Annotated in this window: 22 protein-coding genes and 2 tRNA genes; 17 read left to right on the top strand and 7 right to left on the bottom strand. The window is 61.9% G+C overall.

The annotated features are described in order from the left end of the window. Positions 1-44: 44 nt before the first annotated feature. The 4 genes from CLU85_RS12360 to CLU85_RS12345 all read right to left on the bottom strand — a co-directional run bounded on the left by CLU85_RS12360 (position 45) and on the right by CLU85_RS12345 (position 5,229). Positions 45-2,567, bottom strand: a complete 2,523-nt coding sequence (locus CLU85_RS12360; RefSeq protein WP_232727809.1) for an EAL domain-containing protein — start codon at positions 2,565-2,567, stop codon at positions 45-47. Positions 2,568-2,944: 377 nt separating this feature from the next. Beyond that, positions 2,945-3,409 carry a hypothetical protein gene (locus CLU85_RS12355; protein WP_100410518.1) on the bottom strand — a complete coding sequence of 155 codons (465 nt, stop codon included), beginning with the start codon at positions 3,407-3,409 and terminating at the stop codon, positions 2,945-2,947. 193 nt (positions 3,410-3,602) lie between these two features. Continuing rightward, the gene (locus CLU85_RS12350) at positions 3,603-4,322 is read right to left on the bottom strand and encodes a cold shock and DUF1294 domain-containing protein (protein ID WP_100410517.1); all 720 of its coding nucleotides are present in this window, start codon (positions 4,320-4,322) and stop codon (positions 3,603-3,605) included. A 16-nt stretch (positions 4,323-4,338) separates the two neighbouring features. Next, on the bottom strand, positions 4,339-5,229 hold the full coding sequence (locus tag CLU85_RS12345; RefSeq protein ID WP_100410516.1) for a CoA transferase: 891 nt from the start codon (positions 5,227-5,229) through the stop codon (positions 4,339-4,341). A gap of 133 nt (positions 5,230-5,362) precedes the next feature. On the opposite strand from CLU85_RS12345, the gene ygiD reads away from it, so the two are divergent. Continuing rightward, a complete protein-coding gene (gene ygiD, locus CLU85_RS12340) occupies positions 5,363-6,268 on the top strand; it encodes a 4,5-DOPA dioxygenase extradiol (RefSeq protein WP_100410515.1) in 906 nt (301 codons plus the stop codon). Between the two features lie 105 nt (positions 6,269-6,373). Here the strand turns inward: ygiD and CLU85_RS12335 are convergent, their stop codons facing one another. Together CLU85_RS12335 and CLU85_RS12330 are read right to left on the bottom strand one after the other, a co-directional pair. Further along, entirely contained in the window at positions 6,374-6,943 is a 570-nt protein-coding gene (locus CLU85_RS12335; RefSeq protein WP_100410514.1) for a nucleotidyltransferase family protein, read from the bottom strand. A 34-nt stretch (positions 6,944-6,977) separates the two neighbouring features. After that, positions 6,978-8,174, bottom strand: a complete 1,197-nt coding sequence (locus CLU85_RS12330; RefSeq protein WP_100410513.1) for an amino acid aminotransferase — start codon at positions 8,172-8,174, stop codon at positions 6,978-6,980. Between the two features lie 104 nt (positions 8,175-8,278). On the opposite strand from CLU85_RS12330, the gene uvrB reads away from it, so the two are divergent. The 16 genes from uvrB to CLU85_RS12250 all read left to right on the top strand — a co-directional run bounded on the left by uvrB (position 8,279) and on the right by CLU85_RS12250 (position 20,712). Then, on the top strand, positions 8,279-10,369 hold the full coding sequence (gene uvrB / locus CLU85_RS12325) for an excinuclease ABC subunit UvrB (RefSeq protein WP_100410512.1): 2,091 nt from the start codon (positions 8,279-8,281) through the stop codon (positions 10,367-10,369). Positions 10,370-10,609: 240 nt separating this feature from the next. Then, positions 10,610-11,146 (top strand): Fe-S cluster assembly transcriptional regulator IscR, encoded by a 537-nt coding sequence (gene iscR / locus CLU85_RS12320; protein ID WP_015013980.1) that lies wholly within the window; start codon positions 10,610-10,612, stop codon positions 11,144-11,146. 113 nt (positions 11,147-11,259) lie between these two features. Further along, a complete protein-coding gene (locus CLU85_RS12315; RefSeq protein WP_100410511.1) occupies positions 11,260-12,480 on the top strand; it encodes an IscS subfamily cysteine desulfurase in 1,221 nt (406 codons plus the stop codon). A gap of 39 nt (positions 12,481-12,519) precedes the next feature. Further along, a complete protein-coding gene (gene iscU, locus CLU85_RS12310) occupies positions 12,520-12,918 on the top strand; it encodes a Fe-S cluster assembly scaffold IscU (RefSeq protein WP_100410510.1) in 399 nt (132 codons plus the stop codon). A gap of 15 nt (positions 12,919-12,933) precedes the next feature. Then, a complete protein-coding gene (iscA, locus tag CLU85_RS12305; RefSeq protein WP_008904781.1) occupies positions 12,934-13,257 on the top strand; it encodes an iron-sulfur cluster assembly protein IscA in 324 nt (107 codons plus the stop codon). Between the two features lie 87 nt (positions 13,258-13,344). Beyond that, positions 13,345-13,863, top strand: a complete 519-nt coding sequence (gene hscB / locus CLU85_RS12300; protein ID WP_100410509.1) for a Fe-S protein assembly co-chaperone HscB — start codon at positions 13,345-13,347, stop codon at positions 13,861-13,863. A gap of 73 nt (positions 13,864-13,936) precedes the next feature. Then, positions 13,937-15,808: a Fe-S protein assembly chaperone HscA gene (hscA, locus tag CLU85_RS12295; RefSeq protein WP_100410508.1), complete on the top strand. Its 1,872-nt coding sequence runs from the start codon at positions 13,937-13,939 to the stop codon at positions 15,806-15,808. A gap of 33 nt (positions 15,809-15,841) precedes the next feature. Next, positions 15,842-16,180, top strand: a complete 339-nt coding sequence (gene fdx / locus CLU85_RS12290) for an ISC system 2Fe-2S type ferredoxin (RefSeq protein ID WP_100410507.1) — start codon at positions 15,842-15,844, stop codon at positions 16,178-16,180. Continuing rightward, positions 16,180-16,893, top strand: coding sequence for a DNA polymerase III subunit epsilon (gene dnaQ / locus CLU85_RS12285; RefSeq protein WP_100410506.1), 714 nt, complete (start codon positions 16,180-16,182; stop codon positions 16,891-16,893). Before fdx ends, dnaQ begins: the two co-directional genes overlap by 1 nt. Positions 16,894-16,930: 37 nt before the next feature. Beyond that, positions 16,931-17,005: transfer RNA gene (locus CLU85_RS12280), tRNA-Val, on the top strand. Positions 17,006-17,052: 47 nt separating this feature from the next. Then, positions 17,053-17,127, top strand: a tRNA-Val gene (locus CLU85_RS12275). 178 nt (positions 17,128-17,305) lie between these two features. Further along, the gene (locus CLU85_RS12270; protein WP_100410505.1) at positions 17,306-18,352 is read left to right on the top strand and encodes a histone deacetylase family protein; all 1,047 of its coding nucleotides are present in this window, start codon (positions 17,306-17,308) and stop codon (positions 18,350-18,352) included. An 88-nt stretch (positions 18,353-18,440) separates the two neighbouring features. Then, the gene (locus CLU85_RS12265; RefSeq protein WP_100410504.1) at positions 18,441-19,538 is read left to right on the top strand and encodes an NAD(P)/FAD-dependent oxidoreductase; all 1,098 of its coding nucleotides are present in this window, start codon (positions 18,441-18,443) and stop codon (positions 19,536-19,538) included. 140 nt (positions 19,539-19,678) lie between these two features. Next, complete coding sequence (locus CLU85_RS12260; protein WP_100412519.1) at positions 19,679-19,981, top strand: DUF883 family protein; 303 nt, start codon at positions 19,679-19,681, stop codon at positions 19,979-19,981. 12 nt (positions 19,982-19,993) lie between these two features. Then, positions 19,994-20,389: a phage holin family protein gene (locus tag CLU85_RS12255; protein WP_100410503.1), complete on the top strand. Its 396-nt coding sequence runs from the start codon at positions 19,994-19,996 to the stop codon at positions 20,387-20,389. Beyond that, positions 20,386-20,712, top strand: coding sequence for a hypothetical protein (locus tag CLU85_RS12250; RefSeq protein WP_369858212.1), 327 nt, complete (start codon positions 20,386-20,388; stop codon positions 20,710-20,712). Before CLU85_RS12255 ends, CLU85_RS12250 begins: the two co-directional genes overlap by 4 nt. Positions 20,713-20,828: 116 nt before the next feature. Here the strand turns inward: CLU85_RS12250 and CLU85_RS12245 are convergent, their stop codons facing one another. Next, entirely contained in the window at positions 20,829-21,881 is a 1,053-nt protein-coding gene (locus tag CLU85_RS12245) for a quinone-dependent dihydroorotate dehydrogenase (RefSeq protein WP_100410502.1), read from the bottom strand. Positions 21,882-21,893 lie beyond the last annotated feature (12 nt).

Genomic DNA, 21,893 nt, shown 5'->3' with positions numbered 1-21,893 from the left:
GGGTCCGGGCTACCAAAGACCACAGGGCGTTATGCAGGGCATCCCTATGGGGGGCCGTCGCCGGTTTCAGGGCCGGCGCCACGTTGGCCGGCGCGAGGAGGCGCCTGCACCGAGTCCGCACTCCCCGGAGGCCCCGGTTGTGGTGTGCGCTGCATGGCCAAATAGTCATCCAGCGGTATCGGCCGTGCCAGCGCATAGCCTTGCGCGTAGTTCACGCCAATGCCCCGCAATGCGTCCACGATGGCCTGCGATTCTGCAAACTCTGCAATGGTCTGTTTGCCCGTCACTTGCCCAATGTGGTGAATCATCTCCACCATGGCGCGGTTGCCGGCATCTTGCAGCATGTCTTTGACGAAGCTGCCGTCGATCTTGAGGTAGTCCACCGGCAGGTGCTTGAGGTAGTTGAACGACGACATCCCCGCGCCAAAATCGTCCAGTGCAAAGCGGCAACCGAGTTGCTGCAGTTCTTTCATCAACCGCACGGCATTGGGCAGGTGAGATATGGCACTGGTTTCCGTGATCTCGAAGCACAGTACTCGGGGGTCGACCCCGGACTCTGTCAGCGCGCTGCGGATGAGTTTGAGCAGGCTGTCGTCGCCCAGACTGGTGCCCGAGAGGTTGATGGCGCAGCTGTGCACCGGTGTATTAACGCCTGGCAGGTTCTGGCGCTGCGCCAGGGCCTCCAGTGTGTGCCGGATGACCCACCGGTCGATGGAGGGCATCATCCCGTAGTGTTCGGCCGCCGGGATAAAGCAGCCGGGTGCAATCAGCTGTCCGTCGTCTTCAGGCAGTCGCAGCAACACTTCCATGTGCAGACCGGTTTCGCCCTCGGGTTGCAAGGGGGCAATGGCCTGGGCGTACAGCTGAAACTGGTTGTGCTCAAGAGCCAGGCGCAGCCGCCGTACCCAGTCCATGTCGCCTTCGCGGCGGCTCATTTCAATGTCTTCCGTCTGGTAGATGAACACCCGGTTGCGCCCACTCTCCTTGGCGCGGTAGCAGGCCATGTCGGCCACGCGCATGGCCTCCTGGATGGAGGTGAGTGCCGGGATGAGCTGCACCATACCGATGGAGAGACCGGTGCGCAGCTGCTGGTCACCCCAGTTCAGGCGCAGCTCCTGGCCCGCCTGCCGCAATTGCTCTGCAATGCGGGCCGAGGGGCCTGCGGGGCAGTCCTTGAGCAGGATGCCGAATTCGTCGCCGCCCAGGCGGGCGAGGGTGTCGCCCTCGCGCAGGTGGCTTTGCAGCATGCGGCAGACCTCGCGCAGCATCTCATCGCCCGCCTGGTGGCCGCAGGTGTCGTTGATGAGCTTGAACTGGTCCATGTCCACATACAGCAGCGAACCTTCGCGGCCCACGGGGCGGGGCTGTGCGAGCAGCGCTTCCAGCCGATGCTCGAACTCGCGCCGGTTGACCAGGCCCGTCAGCGCGTCGTGGCTGGCCTGCCATGACAGCTGCTCCACATAGTGCTGCTCGCGCGTGACGTCGTGCAGTACGAGCACCGCGCCGGTGAGTGCCCCCTGATGCCGGATGGGCGAACCTACGAGTTTGACTGGAACGATGGTCTGGTCTGCGCGCACCAGGGTGCGATGGATGTTGCCTGTCGTAGCGCTGCCGCTGTGCAGGATGGTTTGCACCAGCGCATTCGCAGACAAGGGAGGTGCCTCGCCGTCAAAAACCAGCAGTTGCGCCAGTGGCAACCCGGCGGCCTGCGTGGCGCTGCGGGCCAGCAGCGCCTCTGCCGCAGGGTTCATGTAGAGGATCTCTCCGTGCATATTGGTTGTTACCACGGCGTCGCCAATGGCTGTCAGTGTGGTGCGCGCCTGCTCGCGCTCGGCCTCCAGGTTCAGCTCGGCACGGCGGCGTTGTGCGAGCAGCCCGTGGGTGTGCCACAAGGTCAGCATGATCAATATCACGGCCATGCCCATGTTGGTCCACATCAGCAGCAGCACGATGTGGCGCGAGCTTTCGCCCAGGGCGTCGCTGAAGTTTCGGGCAGCCGGGGTGACGCCTGCATTGATCTCGCGGATGGTTGTTTGCCAGCGCTCGCGTGCTTGGGCATCTGCCGTGCCTGCGGTGTTGTGCTGGTGGATTTCGTGCGACAGCTCGCGCAGCGCATTGATGTATTCGTCGCCTACCAGCCATTGGTCTACGGGCTTTTTGACCAGGTCAAAGCGGTCGAAATAGCGCAACAACCAGATCAGGCCGTCAATGTCATCGGGGTGATTGCCGCCCCGCAGAAAGCCGTCGCGTGCCACATCGGTCTGAACCTGACCGGGTTGCAGGGCCAGTCGTGCGGCGTGGTCGCCCAGCGGAATCTCCATGGCACGGGTGAAACCGGCAAAGGCCTGTGGCGACCCGGTGGTGGCGTATTGATCCAGGAAGTAGATGGCGTCTTTCTGGCCCTTGGTCCAGAGGCTTTCGCCAGCGACAAAGGCACGCACCGTCGATAAGACATACAAGCTGGCAGAGGCACACGCCACCAGCAGCAACACCATCGTGATGAATGGCCAAGTCACCCGCAGCGTCAGTGAGACGGGTCTTCGCTCGACTGTCTGCAACACATCCATGAATGGGCCCTCCGCGTCATGCCAAGCCGCCATGCGCTCTGGATGCCCCTGATGGCTTCGCCTGGCGCCTCTTCGTTGGTGTGCCCGCACCCAGTGTCCATGCGGGCCTTCCAGAGTGGCTCTGGAATTGGCGGCTGATTCTGTGGTGCGACGCGTTCGAGCCACTATATAGGGATCAATTCGCCCGCGCATGCAAAGTTTGGCAGTCCCTGCGCCCGGGTGGGGGATGGCCTTCGTGGGGGGACGCAAAAGGCTGGACAGAGCCGTGGACCTATCTTTTTTTCTGGTTTGTCAGGTCTTAGCGCAGCTGGCAGTCATCCATCAGAACGTGCCATGCAGGGCAAGACTGCCAAACCTGCTAGGGCAAATCCGCCCGCTCAGAGAGGGGCTGCGTGGGTGCCCACCACGACGGACTGTAGTGGGCCATCAGCGGGCTCGCTGATCAGGTCTTCGATGATGAACGTGCGGTAGTAGAAGGCGGCCACTGCACCCTCGGGGCCAATGGTGGCGACAAGGGTGTCCGTGGTGGTGTCCTTGTCGTTCATCTCGATCAGTACGCCGTGGTGCCCGGTGCCTGCCAGGTCTGCAATGCGGCGCACCATGTCGCCCTCGGCACCGACGGATGGCAAGGGAGCATCGGCGGTGCCCAGGGTGTGCACGATCTCTTGCAGGATGACTTCGGGGCTGGCGTAAGCCGTTTCGCCCTGGTGGCCTGCTGCGTGGAGTGCAGTGGCTGCCTGCCGCACGCAGTCTTCGTCGGGGAAGAGGGCGAAGACATGGCCCGTGGGGTAGAAAACGCCGCCCAGGTTGGTCATGGTGGAGTCAAGAACGAGGGGCTTCATGCCATCTCCTGAGGTGTTTCAGAACGGTCTATTGAAACGCCTCTTCTGCATCCCCGGTGTAGGTCGGCGGGCCTTGTCCGCGTCAGTACATGGATTCGTTTGAATTCACCCTGAAATTTCCATAAAAATGCTGAAAGCGCTTGTTTTTAATGGGTTTGTAGCTATCAAACTTGAATAAAAAGGCCGCAAACTGCTATGCCAGCCACCGCGCGAGCCATCCGGTCAGCCAGGCCCCGAGCAACGTGCAATGCGCTACCACGGTGACCCAGTAGACCGCGCGAAACTCCACCTTGCGGGACTTGTGCCGCAGCCACTGCTGGGCAAACCAGGCGCCCGGCCAGCCACCTGCCAGGCTCAGCAAATGCAGGTGGCTTTCTTTGGTGCGCCATTGGCCGTTTTGCGCAGCGCTTTTGTCGATGGCGTACACCACAAAGGTGAGCAGGTTGACCCCCACTGCGGCCCCGAGCACCCAAGGCGGAAGTCGGCCAGCCCACAGACCCCAAGCCAGCAGCGCCACCCAGCCCAGCATCAGCGCCAGTGCGGGGCCCGCAGGGGTTGGTGGGCCGCTGGAGTCTGCGGGGCGGCGGCTGCGGTGCGCCTGTGGCAGGGTCTTCTGTGTGGCGGCGCCGCGCGCTGGTGAGCCCGACGCAGGGGCGGTTCTTGGGGCTGATCGCGGCTGCGCACGGGGCTGCGAGGTGACGCCTTGCTGCGCTGTGGGTTGCACGGCCATCGCCCGGGGGCCTTTGCCGCCGACATGAATTTCTTCATACATCACGGCCAGACCTTCGCGGGGCGCCGCAGCGCCCTGGTAGTCCCGCACATGAAAGAACACATCGGCCGATGTGCCGGGGCTACGGATAAAACCGAAGGCGCGGGTGGCGTCCCAGCGGATGACGGTGCCTTGTTTCTGCATCGGTGAAAGGGGGTTCTCAGGCCAGAGTGTGCAAGGGAATGTCCTGCGCCATGGCCAGCGCATCGAGCTGTGCGCGCGTCTGCGTGCGCAAGAACGCCGCCACGGCCGCGTGGGTGGCGGGGGTGCGCAGCACCTGTGGGTCGCCTGAAGCGGGCAGGCCTGCAGCGGCGCACAGGCTGGCGGCAAAGTGCGGCTCCAGCGCGGCCACGGCTACGCGGCCATCGGCGCAGGGGTAGATGCGGTAGCCTGCATGGTTGCCACCCACATCGCCTTCGGGCGTGGTCAGGCCCCAGTCGCGTGGCTGGGCCAGCCACGCAGCGGCATCGGCCAGAGCGACTTCGATGCACACGCCGCTGCCCGTGTGGGCGCGTTCCAGCAGGGCTTGCAGCACCGCTTCACTCGCCATCAGCGCGCCGCCCATGTCGGCATACAAGGTGGGAGGCATGTCGGTGCCGGTGACCAGGCCCGCGTCGGCCAAATAGGTCAGGTCGTGGCCGGGTTCTTCGGCCCGTTCGGCGGCAGCCCCCACGATGCGCACCAGCGAAAGGCGCGGGTATTTCGATTGCAGGGCCTCCCAGCCCAGGCCCAGTTTGTTCAGGGCTGACGGACGGAACGACGTAATCAGCACATCGGTGCGGACCAACTCCTCGTGCAGCGCGGCCTGGCCTTCGGCGGTCTTGAGGTGGGCATGCACCACACGCACGCCGTGGTGCAGCGTGGCGTAGGCGGCCGGGCTGTAGACGCCCATGGGATCGGCGCTGGGGTAGCCGGCGGGCGGTGGGGGTTCGAGCTTGGTGCATTCGGCGCCCATGCGTGCACAGCGCATCAGGGCGGCGGGGCCGGGCAGGTTGAGAGCGAGGCTCAGAACGCGGACATTGCGCAGGGGCTGGGGCAGGGTGGTCGTCATGGGTGTGGGGTTGTCTCGGCGTTGTGGTTTTGACGGGAGCGCGTGGCGCCGGAACTTCACGGGGCGCGCGGGCTCATTCCCTGCGTTATACATAATTTGTTACGCTACCTGACCCATGCAACGCAGAACCTCTTTGGCCGCACTCACGGGCCTGGCCGCCTTCCCGGGAGCCTTCATGACCTCGTCTTTGAGCAGTGCCGCCACTGTGCCCGCGTTGCAGGCGCTGAAAGCATCGCCCCGCATGCCGGTGCTGTTTGTAGGCCACGGCAGCCCCATGAACGCCATTGAGGACAACGCCTGGCGCCGCAGTTGGCAAGCCTTGGGGGCCGAGTTGACAGCCCGCACCGCGCAACCGCAGCTCATCCTGTGCGTATCGGCCCATTGGCTGACACGTGACGGCTGGCAGCTGACGGGCATGGCCAACCCCAAGACGATCCACGACTTTGGCGGTTTTCCGCAGGCGCTGTTTGACCAGCAGTACCCGGCACCCGGCGCGCCCCTGGTAGCCAGCAGCCTGGCCAAGGAACTCAAATCGCCCGCCACCGGAAGTGCGCTGGGCGTGGACGAGGGCGAGTGGGGCCTGGACCACGGCACCTGGTCGGTGCTCAAACCCATGTTCCCCAAGGCGCATATCCCCGTGATGCAGCTGAGCATGGACTACAGCCGTGCCCCGGCGGAGCATTACGCGCTGGGTCAGCAGCTCAAAGGGCTGCGCGAACGCGGTGTGCTCATCGTGGGCAGCGGGAATGTGGTGCACAACCTTCGGCTCACCCGCCGTGGCACGGCCGCCAACGAGGCGTATGACTGGGCCACAGAGTTCGACACGGTGGTGCAAGAGCAGATCAAGAAAGGGCAGTTGGGCGCGTTGCAGAACCTCCTGCAACTGGGCGCGGTGGCCAAACAGGCACACCCCACGCATGAGCACTATTTGCCGCTGCTCTACGCGGCGGGCGCGGTGCACGCCAGTGAGATGCCGCGTTTCTTCAATACGGGCTACCAGTCGGCTTCGATCTCGATGCGGTCCGTACTGTGGGGGTGAGGGGGTCGCACTGGCTGCAGCCATTGCTTCTGATTTGATAGCTGTTAGCGCTTATCCATCAAGCGCTAGAGACCAAAAGCACCTAAAAACCATCTGCAACGCTGATCAATGCGGCAGATGGCCCGCCTGGATTGTCAGCCACGGCCAGCGTTCGCGGTAGCTTTCCGCCTTGGCCTGGAACAGCGGCAGATGGGGGCACGCCGGGTTGGGGCGCAGTAGCCCGGCATACAGTTCGTCAAGCCCATAGGGCGCATAGAGCGTGGGCTCATCAACGCTGAGGTCAGCCGCAGGTTGCAGACCGACGCAGGTGCAGGGCACCAGAAATCGCTCGATGCCGTTGCGCGCCGATTGCAAGGGCGCATAGGGGTAACCAAACCAGCGCTCGTACCAGAGGTGCACGCGGGCCTGGTTCTTGGCTTCCACCGTGATCGGCAGGTCAGCGAAGAGGGCGGTGACACGTGCTTGCACCGCCTGTTCGGCGGTTTCGGACAGGTCTGATGCATCGAAATAGAACAGGTCGTAGTCCTTGATGTTTGCTGTGGGCGCCAGGCCGGTGCGCAGGTTCCACACTGTTTGAAACAGGCAACCTGCCACCAGCCACACATCAGGCAAGCCCAGAAACGGCAAACGCCCCAGAAGGGCCGCGTTGTGCGGGTTCTGGAGCGTTTCGCTCACAAAGCGGCGCGCAAGCGCCGCTTTGTCATCAAGCTCAGACGACCTTTGCGATGGCTTGGCAAACGTAGTCAATGTTCTTGCTATTCAAGGCCGCCACACACATGCGGCCGGTGTCGGTGCCGTACACGCCGAACTCGTTCCGCAGGCGCACCATCTGGTCCTTGTTCAGGCCCGAGTAGCTGAACATGCCGATCTGCGTGGTGATGAACGACATGTCCTGCTTGACGCCAGCGGCTTTCAGGCCGTCGACCAGTTTCTGGCGCATGGCCTTGATGCGCACGCGCATCTCGCCCAGCTCTTTTTCCCACATCGCGCGCAGCTCGGGGTTGTTCAGCACGGCGGCCACCACGGCACCACCGTGGATGGGTGGGTTGGAGTAGTTGGTGCGGATGACGATCTTGAGCTGGCTCAACACGCGCGATGCTTCTTCCTTGTCGGCGCACAGCACCGACAGGCCGCCCACGCGCTCGCCGTACAGGCTGAAGCTCTTGGAGAACGAGGTCGAGACAAAGAAGTTCAGGCCAGCGGCCACGAACTTGCCGATCACGGCGCCGTCTTCGGCGATACCGTGGCCAAAGCCCTGGTAGGCCATGTCGAGGAAGGGCGTCAGGCCCTTGGCCTTGACGGCGGCGATGACCTGGTCCCACTGGGCGGCCGTGATGTCATAGCCGGTGGGGTTATGGCAGCAGGCGTGCAGCACGACGATGGTGCCGGGGACGGCGGCGTTCAGGCTGGCCAGAAAACCTTCAAAGTTCACGCCGCGTTTTTCAGCGTCGTAGTACGCGTAGGTGTCCACAACGAAGCCGGCGCTGGTGAACAGCGCACGGTGGTTTTCCCAGCTGGGGTCGGAGATCAGGACCTTGGCGTTGGGGCTGACCTTCTTCAAGAAGTCGGCGCCGATCTTCAGCCCGCCGGTGCCGCCAATGGCCTGCACGGTGGCCACGCGGCCGGAGGTGACGGGTTCGCTGTCGGCACCGAACACCAGGCCCTTGACGGCGTTGTCATAGGCCACGATGCCGTCGATGGGCAGGTAGCCACGGGCCGTGGGGGTGGACATCATGGTCTTTTCGGCGGCCTGCACGCATTGCAGCAGGGGCAGCTTGCCGTTGTCGTCGAAATAAACGCCAACGCCCAGGTTGACCTTGTTGGGGTTGGTGTCGGCGTTGAATTGCTCGTTGAGACCCAGGATGGGGTCGCGGGGGGCCATTTCGACGGCGGTGAACAGAGACATGAAAATCCTTGAAAGGTTGTCAGTAGCGAAGAATCCGGGCGTGGTGTACTGTGCCAGGTTAAGCCGATTTTAACGGCCCGCCCAACCCACCCGTTGACCGCCCCATGCCGGATATCTCAGAAGTCATTCCCGAACAGCAAGACGGCAAGTTCGTCCAATTTCCTGGTTCGCCCTTTGAACTCTTCCAGCCATACCCGCCCGCTGGCGACCAGCCCGAGGCCATCAACAAGCTGGTGGAAGGGTTGAACGACGGGGAAACCTTTCAGACCCTGCTGGGTGTGACGGGCTCAGGCAAGACCTTCACCATGGCCAACGTGATCGCCCGAATGGGGCGCCCGGCGATCATCTTTGCGCCCAACAAGACGCTGGCCGCCCAGCTGTACAGCGAGTTCCGCGAGTTCTTTCCGAAGAACGCCGTCGAGTACTTTGTCAGCTACTACGACTACTACCAGCCCGAAGCGTATGTGCCGCAGCGCGACCTGTTCATCGAAAAGGACAGCGCCATCAACGAGCACATCGAGCAGATGCGTCTGTCATGCACCAAAAGCCTGATGGAGCGCACCGATGTGGTCATCGTGGCCACGGTGTCTGCCATCTACGGCATTGGTGAGCCCGAGAGCTACCACCGCATGGTGATGACACTGCGCACCGGCGACAAACTGGGTCAGCGCGACGTGATCGCCCAGCTCATCCGCATGCAGTACCAGCGCAACGAGGCCGACTTCTCGCGCGGCAAGTTCCGGGTGCGCGGCGACACGATTGATGTGTTCCCGGCCGAACATTCCGAGTTGGCAATGCGCATCGAGCTGTTTGACGACGAGATCGAGAGCCTGCAACTGTTCGACCCGCTCACGGGCCGCGTCAAGCAGAAGATTCCGCGTTTTACCGTGTACCCCAGCAGCCACTACGTGACACCGCGTGACAAGGTGCTGGCGGCGGTGGAGACGATCAAGCTGGAGCTGGCTGATCGTCTGAAGCAGTTGGCGGCCGACGGCAAGCTGGTGGAAGCGCAGCGCCTGGAGCAGCGCACGCGATTTGATCTGGAGATGCTCAGCGAAGTGGGGCATTGCAAGGGCATCGAGAATTACACGCGCCACCTGTCGGGTGCAGCGCCGGGCGACCCGCCCAGCACGCTGACCGACTACATGCCGAAGAACGCGCTGATGTTTTTGGACGAGAGCCACCAGATGATTGGCCAGCTCAACGCCATGTACAGCGGGGACCGCTCGCGCAAGACGACGCTGGTGGAGTATGGGTTTCGGCTGCCGTCCGCGCTGGACAACCGGCCGCTCAAGTTCGAGGAGTTCGAGCAGCGCATGCGGCAGGTGATTTTTGTGTCGGCCACACCCGCTGACTATGAAAAAACCCATTCCGGCCAGGTCGTGGACCAGGTGGTGCGGCCGACCGGCCTGGTAGATCCTGAAGTCGAAGTGCGCCCCGCCACCCATCAGGTGGATGATGTGCTGCAAGAAATACGCATTCGCTCTGAAAAGCATGAACGTGTACTCATTACGACGCTGACCAAACGCATGGCGGAGCAGTTGACCGACTACCTGACCGACAACGGCGTCAAGGTGCGCTACCTGCACAGCGATGTCGACACGGTGGAGCGGGTGGAGATCATCCGGGATCTGCGGCTGGGCGCCTTTGACGTGCTGGTGGGTATCAACCTGCTGCGGGAAGGGCTGGATATCCCCGAGGTGTCCTTGGTGGCCATCCTGGATGCTGACAAGGAAGGCTTCTTGCGGGCCGAGCGAAGCCTGATTCAGACGATTGGCCGCGCAGCGCGCAATCTGAATGGCCGCGCCATCCTGTATGCCGACCGCATCACCGACTCCATGAAAAAAGCCATGGGTGAAACGGAACGCCGGCGCATCAAGCAGATCGCACACAACGAGGAACACGGAATTACGCCGCGCAGCATTGTCAAGCGGGTAAGAGACCTGATTGACGGCGTCTACAGCGAGAAAGCCGGAAAAGACGCTGAACGGCTGGAGCAGGAAGCCATGCAGCGCGCCAAGGTCGAGGACATGTCCGAAAAAGACGTGGCACGCGAGATCAAGCGGCTGGAAAAGCTCATGCTGGAACATGCGCGCAACCTGGAGTTTGAGCAGGCCGCCCGGGTGCGGGACCAGCTCACGCGGCTCAAAGACCAGGCGTTTGGTGCACACGGTAACGATTCCGTGGCGGCTTAGTGGCGGGGTGCGGGAGGGAATACGCCATAGGTCAAACGGTGACTGTTTGGTTTTTTAACCCGACAAATTCAATAGGGATTTGTGTTATACTTGCACAAAATACTCAAGAAAAAAGCCCAGCGATGAAGGGCTCCGTGCAAGTAACTGTGCGGAGTAAGGGGCGGAGACGGTGCTTTTGCTGACCAACAGCCAGCAAAAGCAGTTTCTACAACGAACAAGCCTTAGCACAAGGAGCTTGCGATGCGTCTCACAACCAAAGGCCGTTTTGCGGTCACCGCCATGATTGACCTGGCCCTGCGCCAGAACAATGGCCCTGTCACGCTGGCCGCGATCAGCCAACGCCAGCAAATCTCGCTGTCGTATCTGGAGCAGCTCTTTGGCAAGCTTCGCCGTCACGAACTGGTGGAGTCCACCCGTGGCCCGGGTGGGGGTTACACGCTGGCCCGCAAGGCAGGCGACATCACGGTGGCAGACATCATCGTGTCGGTCGATGAGCCCATTGATGCCACGCAGTGTGGCGGCAAGGAAAACTGCCTGGGTGAAGCGGGGCGCTGCATGACCCATGAATTGTGGGCATCGCTCAACCAGCGCATGGTGGAGTTTCTTGACTCCGTCACCTTGCAAAAGCTGGTGGACGAACAACTCGCCAAGGGTGTTCAGATTGAAGACAAACCTGTGGTGCGTCGCGCCATTTCGACAACCCCGGTGGTCAAGCCGATTCGCGTGAACGCACCCAACTCGGTGTTTGCGCTGGGCAACGTCTTCGCGAAATCCTGACATTTGGGGCGGTGAATTGGGCCTTAGGGTCGGCGCTGCCCTGAACGTGTTTTCGAATATCGACCTTCCTTCTTCCCAAGTTTTGCCAGCCAGAAACTTTTACTGAGCCAGCCATGGACATGACACCGCACTTTCCCATCTATCTCGACTATGGCGCTACGACGCCGGTGGATCCCCGCGTTGTGGATGCCATGATTCCCTGGTTGCGCGAGCACTTCGGCAACCCGGCATCGCGCAGCCATGCCTGGGGTTGGGAGGCGGAAGAGGCGGTCGAAAAAGCGCGTGTGCAAGTGGCTGACTTGATCCATGCCGACCCGCGCGAGATCGTCTGGACCAGCGGTGCCACAGAGTCCATCAACCTGGCCCTCAAAGGCGCCGCCCAGTTCTACAAGGGCAAGGGCAAGCACCTCATCACGCTCAAGACCGAACACAAGGCCGTGCTGGACACCATGCGTGAGCTGGAGCGCCAGGGGTTTGAAGCCACATACCTGGATGTGCAGGAAGACGGCTTGGTCAACATGGACGCCCTCAAGGCCGCCATCCGCCCTGACACGGTGTTGATCAGCATCCTGTTCGTGAACAACGAGATTGGTGTGATTCAGGACATCCCTGCCATCGGTGCACTGTGCCGCGAAAAGGGCATCCTGCTGCATGTGGATGCAGCCCAGGCAACGGGCCGGGTTGAGATTGACATGAACGTATTGCCCATCGATCTGATGAGCATGACGGCACACAAGACTTATGGGCCCAAGGGTATCGGCGCACTGTACGTGCGCCGCAAGCCCAGAGTGCGCTTGGAAGCGCAAATGCACGGTGGCGGCCACGAGCGCGGCATGCGTTCTGGCACTTTGCCCACGCACCAGATCGTGGGCATGGGCGAGGCATTCCGCATCGCCAAGGAAGAAATGGTCGAGAGCAATGCCAAGGCCAATGCACTGCAGCAGCGCCTTCTGGACGGTTTGAAGGACATTGAACAGGTCTTCATCAACGGCAGCATGGAGCGCCGCGTGCCACAGAACCTGAACATGAGCTTCAACTTCGTCGAAGGCGAGTCGCTCATCATGGGCATCAAGGGCTTGGCGGTGTCATCGGGTTCGGCCTGCACCTCTGCCAGTCTGGAGCCCAGCTATGTGCTGCGCGCCCTGGGCCGCAGTGACGAACTGGCGCACAGCAGCCTGCGCATGACCATCGGCCGTTTCACGACCGAGGAAGAGATCGACTACGCCATCTCCACCATCCGCGAGAACGTGGCCCGCCTGCGCGAGCTGAGCCCGCTGTGGGAGATGTACAAAGACGGCATCGACATCAGCACCATTCAGTGGGCTGCGCACTGATTCCGCGAAGATTTTGGACGTATTGAAGAGGTAAACATCATGGCTTACTCAGACAAAGTGGTTGACCATTACGAAAACCCCCGCAACGTGGGTTCGTTCGACAAGGGTGACGATTCGGTGGGCACCGGCATGGTGGGTGCACCGGCTTGCGGCGATGTGATGAAGCTGCAAATCAAGGTGAACCCTGAAACCGGTGTGATCGAAGATGCGCGTTTCAAGACCTACGGCTGCGGCTCGGCCATTGCGTCATCGTCGCTTGTGACCGAATGGGTCAAGGGCAAGACGCTGGATGAGGCCGCGGCCCTCAAGAACAGCGAGATCGCTGAAGAGCTGGCACTGCCGCCTGTGAAGATTCACTGCTCCATCCTGGCCGAAGATGCCATCAAGGCGGCCGTGCTCGACTACAAGACCAAGCACGCAGCCACTGCCGCAGCCTGAGCGACCGAGAGAGACATGGCCATTACGCTGACAGAAGCCGCTGCCCGGCACGTCAACCGCTACCTTTCTCGCCGTGGCAAGGGCTTGGGTGTGCGCCTGGGGGTCAAGACGACCGGTTGTTCAGGGCTTGCCTACAAGCTGGAATATGTGGATGACAGCGAGCCCGAAGACATCGTGTTTGAAAATCACGGGGTCAAGGTGCTGATCGATCCGAAAAGCCTGGCCTACATTGATGGCACCGAGCTGGACTTTGTCCGCGAAGGCCTCAACGAAGGCTTCAAGTTCAACAACCCCAACGAGCGTGACCGCTGCGGTTGTGGAGAGAGCTTTCGCGTTTGAGCGCCCGCTGCTGCTGCACCGTGAAACCGCCAACGCGCTCCGTGCTGGCGGTTTTTTCTTGGATTTTTCGCATCGATTCTCCTGCGCATGAACCTGCAATCTGATGACTTTGAACTGTTTGGCCTCGCACGCTGCTTTGCGCAGGAGCGCAGCGCCATCGATGCCCGCTGGAAAGAGTTGCAGCGCGAAGCCCACCCCGACAAATTTGCGGCGCAAGGCGCAGCAGCGCAGCGCGTGGCCATGCAATGGTCGGTGCGTATCAACGAGGCCTACCAGCGCTTGAAGGACCCCATGCGCCGTGCTGCGTACCTGTGCGAGTTGCACGGTGCTGCCATTCGCGCCGAGGACAACACCGCCATGCCCGCAGCGTTCCTCATGCAGCAGATGGAGTGGCGGGAGGCGTTGGAGGACGCCCGTGCAGAGAGTGAGCTCGATGCCCTGGATGATGGCGTCGAGCGGGCCCGCCGTACTGCGCTGGCACAGTGTGGTCAGCTCATCGACCAGCAGCAAGATTACGCGGGCGCAGCCCGTGAGGTCAGAGCCCTCATGTTCATTGCGCGATTTGCCGACGATATTGAACGTCGCCGAGAGCAACTGGGACAATAGAGCGGTTTTGCTTTTCCCTTGAGGGCCCGGTCGTTGTGATGGCGGGCTCCACCACGTTGAGACCCGAAATTTCATGGCGCTTTTGCAGATTTCCGAACCCGGGCAATCCCCCGACCCGCACCAGCGACGCATCGCTGTCGGCATTGATCTGGGAACCACCCATTCCCTCGTTGCCGCTGTCCGCAATGGTGTGTCAGAGTGCCTGCCCGATGCGCAGGGCAGGGTGTTGCTGCCATCGGTGGTGCGCTACCTCGCCAACGGTGGGCGCCAGATTGGCTATGACGCCGTGGCTTCGCAAGCCCAGGATGCGCGCAACACCATCGCCTCGGCCAAGCGTTTCATGGGGCGCGGCCTGAAAGACGTGGCGGACGCGGGCAAGCTGCCCTATGACTTTGTTCCCGCCATCGACGTCGAGGCGGGTGGCATGGTCAGCCTAGCGACGGTAGATGGCAACAAGTCGCCTGTTGAGGTCAGCGCCGAAATTCTGGCCACGCTGCGCTACCGGGCTGAAGACACCTTCAATGATGATCTCTATGGCGCGGTCATCACCGTGCCCGCGTACTTCGACGACGCCCAGCGCCAAGCCACCAAGGATGCGGCCAAGCTCGCCGGCATTCATCTGCTGCGCCTCATCAATGAGCCTACGGCAGCGGCGATTGCCTACGGGCTGGACAACGCCAGCGAAGGTGTTTACGCTGTGTATGACCTGGGCGGAGGCACTTTTGACATCTCCATCCTGCGCCTTACGCAAGGCGTATTTGAGGTCATTGCCACGGGCGGTGACTCGGCTTTGGGCGGGGATGACTACGATGCGGCGCTGGCTGACTGGGTCCTGCAGCAACTAGGGCTGCAAGCGGTCACCGCCACCGATAAATCCGCAGTACGCATCGCGGCGCGTGCTTGCAAGGAGGCGTTAACCGCTATTGATTCAGTAGCATTCAGCGCTTTATTGTCAGGCGCTGAAGCCCATTTTGACGTTAAACGCTCGGATTTTGAGGCCATCACGGCTGACTTGACGGCACGCTCCATGGCCGCCGTGCGCCGTGCGCTGCGTGACGCACACCTGGCCCGCGATGAGGTGCAAGGCGTGGTAATGGTGGGCGGCTCCACCCGCATGCCGCAGGTGCAGAGCGCGGTGGCAGAGTTTTTTGGCAAAGAGCCACTGACCAATCTCAACCCTGACGAGGTAGTGGCGCTGGGCGCTGCCATTCAGGCCAATCAGCTGGCAGGGAACAATACGTCGGGTGACTTGTTACTGCTGGATGTGATTCCGCTGTCGCTGGGCATCGAAACCATGGGGGGGCTGGTCGAGCGCATCGTGGCGCGCAACGAGACCATCCCCACGGCCAAGGCGCAGGATTTCACGACCTACAAAGACGGCCAAACAGCACTGGCGATCCATGTAGTTCAGGGCGAGCGCGACCTGGTGCAGGACTGTCGCAGCCTGGCGCGTTTTGAGCTGCGCGGCATCCCCCCCATGGCCGCAGGCGCTGCGCGCATCCGCGTGACCTTCACCGTCGATGCCGACGGCTTGCTGAGCGTGAGCGCGCGGGAGCAGGGCAGTGGGGTGGAGGCGCGCATCGACGTGAAGCCGTCGTATGGCCTCTCTGACGACCAGATTGCACACATGCTGCAGGACGGTTTTGCCACGGCCGCACAGGACATGAAGGCCCGTGCCGTGGTCGAGGCCCGTGTGGATGCCGACCGCATGCTGATCGCCACCCAGAGTGCACTGGATGCAGATGGCGATGTGCTCAGTTCGCGCGAGCGCGCAGCCATCGATGGCCTGATGGTCGCATTGCGCCACCAGCGCGATGTCGACGATGCGGCCGTCATTGAAGCCGCCACCGACGCCTTGGCCAAGGGTACCGAGGCCTTTGCGGCCCAGCGTATGAACCGGGGTATCCAGCAGGCGCTGGCCGGCAAGAACGTTCAGACCCTCTGAGTCCATCCTTTCGAGCAAGAAAAAGACCGCCCCATGCCCGTCATCAAAATTCTTCCCCATCCCGAATACTGCCCCGCAGGGACTGAAATCACGGCCCCTGCAGGCACCTCGATCTGCGAGGCGCTGCTGGACAACCACATCAACATCGAACATGCCTGCGACATGAGTTGCGCCTGCACCACCTGCCATGTCATCGTGCGCCAGGGGCTGAACTCGCTGAATGACGCAGAGGAAGAGGAAGAAGACCTGCTGGACCGCGCCTGGGGCCTGGAGCCGCAGTCGCGCCTGTCGTGCCAGGCGATCCTTGCGCAAACTGACCTGACGGTGGAGATTCCCAAGTACACGATCAACCACGCCAAGGAAAACCACTGATGTCGCGCCAGATCGTTCTCGACACCGAAACCACTGGCCTGTCGGCCGAAGGCGGGGACCGCATCATTGAACTGGGCTGTGTGGAACTGCTCAACCGCAAGCTCACCGGCAATAACCTGCACCTGTATTTCAATCCCGGGCGCGATAGCCATGAAGATGCTTTGAAGGTGCACGGCATCAGCAACGAGTTTTTGAAAGACAAGCCCAAGTTTGTGGAGGTGGTCGACGAGATCCTGCAGTACCTGCAGGGCGCCGAGATCATCATTCACAACGCCGCATTCGACGTGGGCTTCTTGAACAAGGAGCTGGAGCTGACCGGGCGCCCCACGTTTCGCACCTTTGTGGAGAGTGTGACCGACACACTCGCCATGGCCAAGGAGATGTACCCGGGCAAGCGCAACTCTCTCGACGCCTTGTGTGACCGCCTGGGCGTGGACAACTCGGGCCGGACCTTGCACGGTGCCTTGCTTGATGCCGAGCTGTTGGCCGATGTGTATATCAACCTCACGCGCGGGCAGGATGCTTTGCTCATTGCTGATGACGCGCAGGACGGTTCTGACGGTACGAAGGCGGCGGCCATTGATTTGCGCGGCCTGGCGTTGCCAGTGTTGCGGGCCAGCGAGCCAGAGCTTGCAGCCCATGCCGACGTGCTGACTCAGATTGACAAGGCCAGTGGTGGTAAAACAATTTGGCGAACTTCTCAGGCGGCTTGAAAAGCTGTGACATAATCGAAGGCTGTCACAGAGACGCGGGTGATTAGCTCAGCGGTAGAGCACTGCCTTCACACGGCAGGGGTCACATGTTCGATCCATGTATCACCCACCACGTTTCTCGGCCTTTTACGAAAGCACCCCGGTTAGGGATGCCTCGTCGGGTGATTAGCTCAGCGGTAGAGCACTGCCTTCACACGGCAGGGGTCACATGTTCGATCCATGTATCACCCACCAATTTGAAACCCCTGTAGATTTTTGATCTGCAGGGGTTTTTTCATGGGCTCGCACGTTCTTGTGCCGCCGGTCTGAGGGTTCCCAGAAGCCGCTACAGTGTCGGGCACTGGTTCCATGACCCATGTGTGCTGCTTGCTGCACTTGCAGTCCCGCCCCATTGTCTTCAGACGCTGAATCCATGATCACCTTCCACAACCCCTTGCACCTAGGCCATGCGCCTGTCCATGAGTTCTTCCGTGGTGAACGCGTGCCCTGTTTCGAAAAGCCCGCGCGGGTTGACTATGTGGAGGAGGCGCTGCGTTTGCGCGGCCATGGCATGGAGGCGCCCGACGTCGACAGCAGCGCCGTACTCAGTCAGGTGCATGCGCAACGCTACCTGAATTTCGTGCAAACCGCATGGCAGCAATGGCTTGCGCTGGACCCTGCCAATGCGACGGCACAGCCTTTTCCCTCTGTGTGGCCGGTGCGCACGCTGCGCAGCGACGTCGAGCCGGACAACTTTGTGGCGCGCCTTGGTCTCTATTCCATGGACAACGGTACACCGATGGCTGCGGGCACCTGGGCGGCCGCCAAGGCAGGGGCCGATGCGGCAGCCAGTGCGGGGGTGCGCGTTGCACAGGGCGCTCGCGCAGCTTTCTGCTGCACGCGCCCACCTGGCCACCACGCGGGCCCTGATTTCATGGGGGGTTATTGTTTTCTGAACAACGCCGCAGTGGCTGCTCAGACGTTGCGCAACCACGGGGCGCAGCGCGTGGCCTTGCTGGATGTGGACTACCACCATGGCAACGGTACACAAAGCATCTTCTACGACCGGGCCGATGTGCTGTTCATCAGCATTCATGGCGATCCACGCACCGAGTACCCTTTTTATCTGGGCCATGCGGACGAAACCGGGGTCAGTGAGGGAGCGGGTTTCAACCTGAACCTGCCGCTGCCTGCAGGCACCAGCGCCGCCACCTGGTTCGATGCGCTCGAAAGCGCCTGTGCGCGGATTGTCCGTCAGGGGGCTGATGCCCTGGTGATTTCTCTCGGGCTCGATGCCTTTGAGGGCGACCCCATCTCCAAGTTTGCGCTGACGTCCGCCGATTTCACGCGGCTGGGTGAGCGCCTCGCGGGGCTTGGCTTGCCTACGGTCTTTGTGCTGGAGGGCGGTTATGCGGCCGCAGAGTTGGGGACCAACGCCGTCAATGTGCTCGACGGTTTTGAACAGGCAAAATTCTCGTGAGTGCCTCCCACCGGCTCTTGTCGGGTGCTGGTACGGGTTCTCGTGACGGTGGCGGTGCTGGGAAATGGAACTCTAAAAGGGAAAACGAATGACCGATGTGGTGGACTGCGTGGTGGTGGGGGCGGGCGTGGTGGGGCTTGCCGTGGCCCGTGCGATGGCGTTGCGAGGGCGCGAGGTGATGGTGCTGGAGTCGGCAGACGCCATTGGCACCGGCACCAGTTCGCGCAACAGTGAGGTGATCCATGCCGGGCTTTACTATTCCACCGGTTCCTTGAAGGCGCGTCTGTGTGTGCAGGGCAAGGAGATGCTTTATGCCTATTGTGCAGAGCGCGGCGTGCCACATCGCCGCTGTGGGAAGTTACTGGTAGCAACATCGGCGGCTCAGTTGGCCAGTCTGGAGTCCATTCAGGAACGGGCGCAGGCCAACGGTGTGCTGGACCTGCAATGGCTCAGTCGTGACGCAGCGCTGGCGCTGGAGCCTGCCCTTGAGTGTGTGGGAGCATTGCATTCGCCCAGCACCGGCATTGTCGATAGCCATGCGCTGATGCTGGCGCTGCAAGGTGACTTGGAGCACGCTGGTGGGATCGTGGCATTGAATTCGCCGCTTGCGCTTGCGGAGTATGCGCAAGATGCTATAAATTTAGAAGCAAAAGATGGAACCCGGCTGCAGGCCCGTACCGTCATCAACGCGGCGGGACTCTCTGCGCCCGCTTTGGCGGCCTGTTTTGCAGGCCTAGCTCCTGCGCATGTTCCTGCAGCCCACTATGCCAAGGGCAGCTATTTCACGTTGGCGGGCAAGGCGCCTTTCAGCCATCTGATCTACCCTGTGCCTGAAGCGGCTGGTCTGGGCGTGCACCTGACGCTGGATCTGGGTGGGCAGGCCAAGTTTGGACCCGACGTGCAATGGGTGGAGTCTGCGGACGACTTGCTGGTGGACCCTGCCCGTGGTGATGCTTTTTATGCTGAGGTACGCAAGTACTGGCCCGCTCTGCAGGACGGTGCGTTGGCCCCTGGGTACGCGGGCATTCGCCCCAAGATCCACGGCGCCAATGCGCCTGCAGCAGATTTTGTGATCCAGGGCCCTGCGGTCCACGGAGTCCCCGGGTTGGTGAACCTGTTTGGCATCGAATCACCCGGGTTGACAAGTGCCCTTGCTATTGCTGAGCATGTGGCTGCACTTGTTTGATCTGTGGCAAGTCAGTTGCAATCGGTAACCTCTTGCGCCCCCGTCCTACGAGGGGTCTCTGGGCAGATGGCTAAGATGAACTGTGGTCCCTATCAGGGGTTCTTTTTCCAATACGCATGTTGATCGACAGAAAGGTTTTTATGACTGCTTCCGATACCACCACCACCCAGGGCGAACTGGAAAAGCTGGTTTCCGATCTGCGCGGGCTGTTGTCCAGCAAGGACCTGGACGCGGTTCCGGAAATCAGGCTGCTGCGCCAGCGCCTGGACGACGGTATGCACAATGTGCGCGAGTCTGCCGTGCGTGCTGCCCAGGACGCAGCCCGCCAGGCCAAGGATGCGGCACTGGCGGCTGACCGCTACGCACACGACGAACCATGGCGCGTGGCTGGTGCTGCTTTGGCTGTGGGTGCCTTGGTGGGGTTTTTGCTCGCACGCCGCTAACCGCCATCCCGCATGAACTGGTTTTCGCTTCTGGGTCTTGAGGGCTTGGTCGCGCGCTGGCGTGCCCATGTGATCGAGGGCGCCATTGCCGCCGAAGATCGCATGGATCTCGCCCGCTCGGAGTGGACAGACCTCAAGCAGCGCCTTCAGCAATTGCTGGTCCTGACCATTGTGGTGGCAGGGCTCACGGTGGTTGCATTGATCATGCTGTCGCTGGCGGTACTGGTGCACTTCTGGGATTCGCCGCAGCGGGGCCTGGTGGCTTGGCTTGTGGCGGGTGTCTGGATGGCAGGATGGGCGGGCACCTTGGTGGCACTTGTGTCTGTAGGCCAGCGGGCCGGCAACGGCTTTGCCTTGACGCGCCGTGAATTGGCCCACGATTGGCGCGACATCAAGGAGCGGCTGTGAACACGTCCACCTCGTCCACCCTCACTTCAGTGGTGCCACCATCGCCTGTGGCCACGGTAGAGCAGCAACGTATCCTGGATCGCATCGCCATGCAGCGTGAGCGTCTGCGCACGCGGCGGGCAGCAAGGGCTCAGGCCATGGGCTCAAACGGCACTGCGACGGAAGATACGGAAGAGTCGCTGGCGCTGCGCGCAGCGGGCTTTGCCCGTGAGCATCCTTTGGCCGTTGCCGCCATGGCGGGAGTGGCTGTGGTCGCAGGGCCGCGCAGGTTGATTCGTTGGGCGGGGGTTCTGTTGCCCATGCTGCTGCGCCTGCGGCGATGACAATCCCTTTGCGGGGGGTGTATGGGTGCTGATGGCGCCCGCTCACCGAAAAGCGAAACGGAGCCCTGTTGCCAGTGGCTCCGTTTCTTTTTGTACAGGGGGTGAGCGACCAATACTCAGGCCAAGGCCTTGATGGCTTTGGCCGCTTTGGCGACCAAGGCCGGGCCTTCATAGATCAGACCGGTGTAGATCTGGACAACGTCGGCGCCTGCGCGGATCTTGCTCACGGCATCGTCAGCGCTCAGGATGCCGCCCACGCCGATGATGGGAAAGCGGCTTCCCAGGGCAGCACGCAGTTGCCGAATGACCTGATTGCTGGCCTCCAGCACGGGTGCCCCACTGAGTCCGCCAGTTTCCTCGGCATGGCGCATGCCCTGCACTGCGGCGCGACTGATGGTTGTGTTCGTAGCAATCACTCCGTCCATGCCGTGCCGCTGCAGCGTAGCGGCAATGACCGATACCTGGCCCTCGTCAAGATCGGGCGCAATCTTGACGAAAACCGGGACACGCCGACCGTGTTGCACAACCAGTGCTTCGCGCCGCCCTGCAATCGCGCCGAGCAAGGCGTCTAAAGCGGCGTCGCTCTGAAGTGCACGCAGGTTTTGTGTATTGGGAGAGCTGATATTGACCGTGACGTAGTCCGCATGGGGATACACGCCCTCTAGGCAGGTCAGATAGTCGCTGGTGGCGTTTTCGATGGGGGTTGTGGCGTTTTTACCGATGTTCAAACCCAGCAGCAAGGGGCGTTTGCGGTTGTGTGAGCGAAACCGCGCCTGTTGCACGTTGTGCAGGAAGGCATCCAAACCCTCGTTGTTGAAACCCAGGCGGTTAATCAGGGCACGGGCCTCGGGCAGGCGGAACATGCGCGGCTTGGGGTTGCCGGGCTGCGCCTTGGGGGTGACCGTACCGACCTCCACAAAACCGAAACCCATGGCCCCCAGTGCATCAATGCAGCGTGCATTCTTGTCCAGGCCCGCAGCCATGCCGACGCGGTTAGGAAACGTCAGGCCCGCCAACTGCACCGGGTCGTCCACGGTTTCATTGCACCAGGCCCATTGCAGTGGCGTGCGTTGTCCACGCGCCAGCATGTCCATGGTGAGTTCGTGGGCGACTTCGGCGTCCATGCTGAAGAGAAAGGGGCGTGTGAGTGCGTAGGGGATCAGGGACATGGGGGGATAATT

The organism is Acidovorax sp. 69 (assembly GCF_002797445.1).
Taxonomy (GTDB): Bacteria; Pseudomonadota; Gammaproteobacteria; order Burkholderiales; family Burkholderiaceae_C; genus Acidovorax.
Note: the sequence above shows the minus strand (reverse complement) of the source record. Positions and strands in the feature narration are given on the sequence as shown.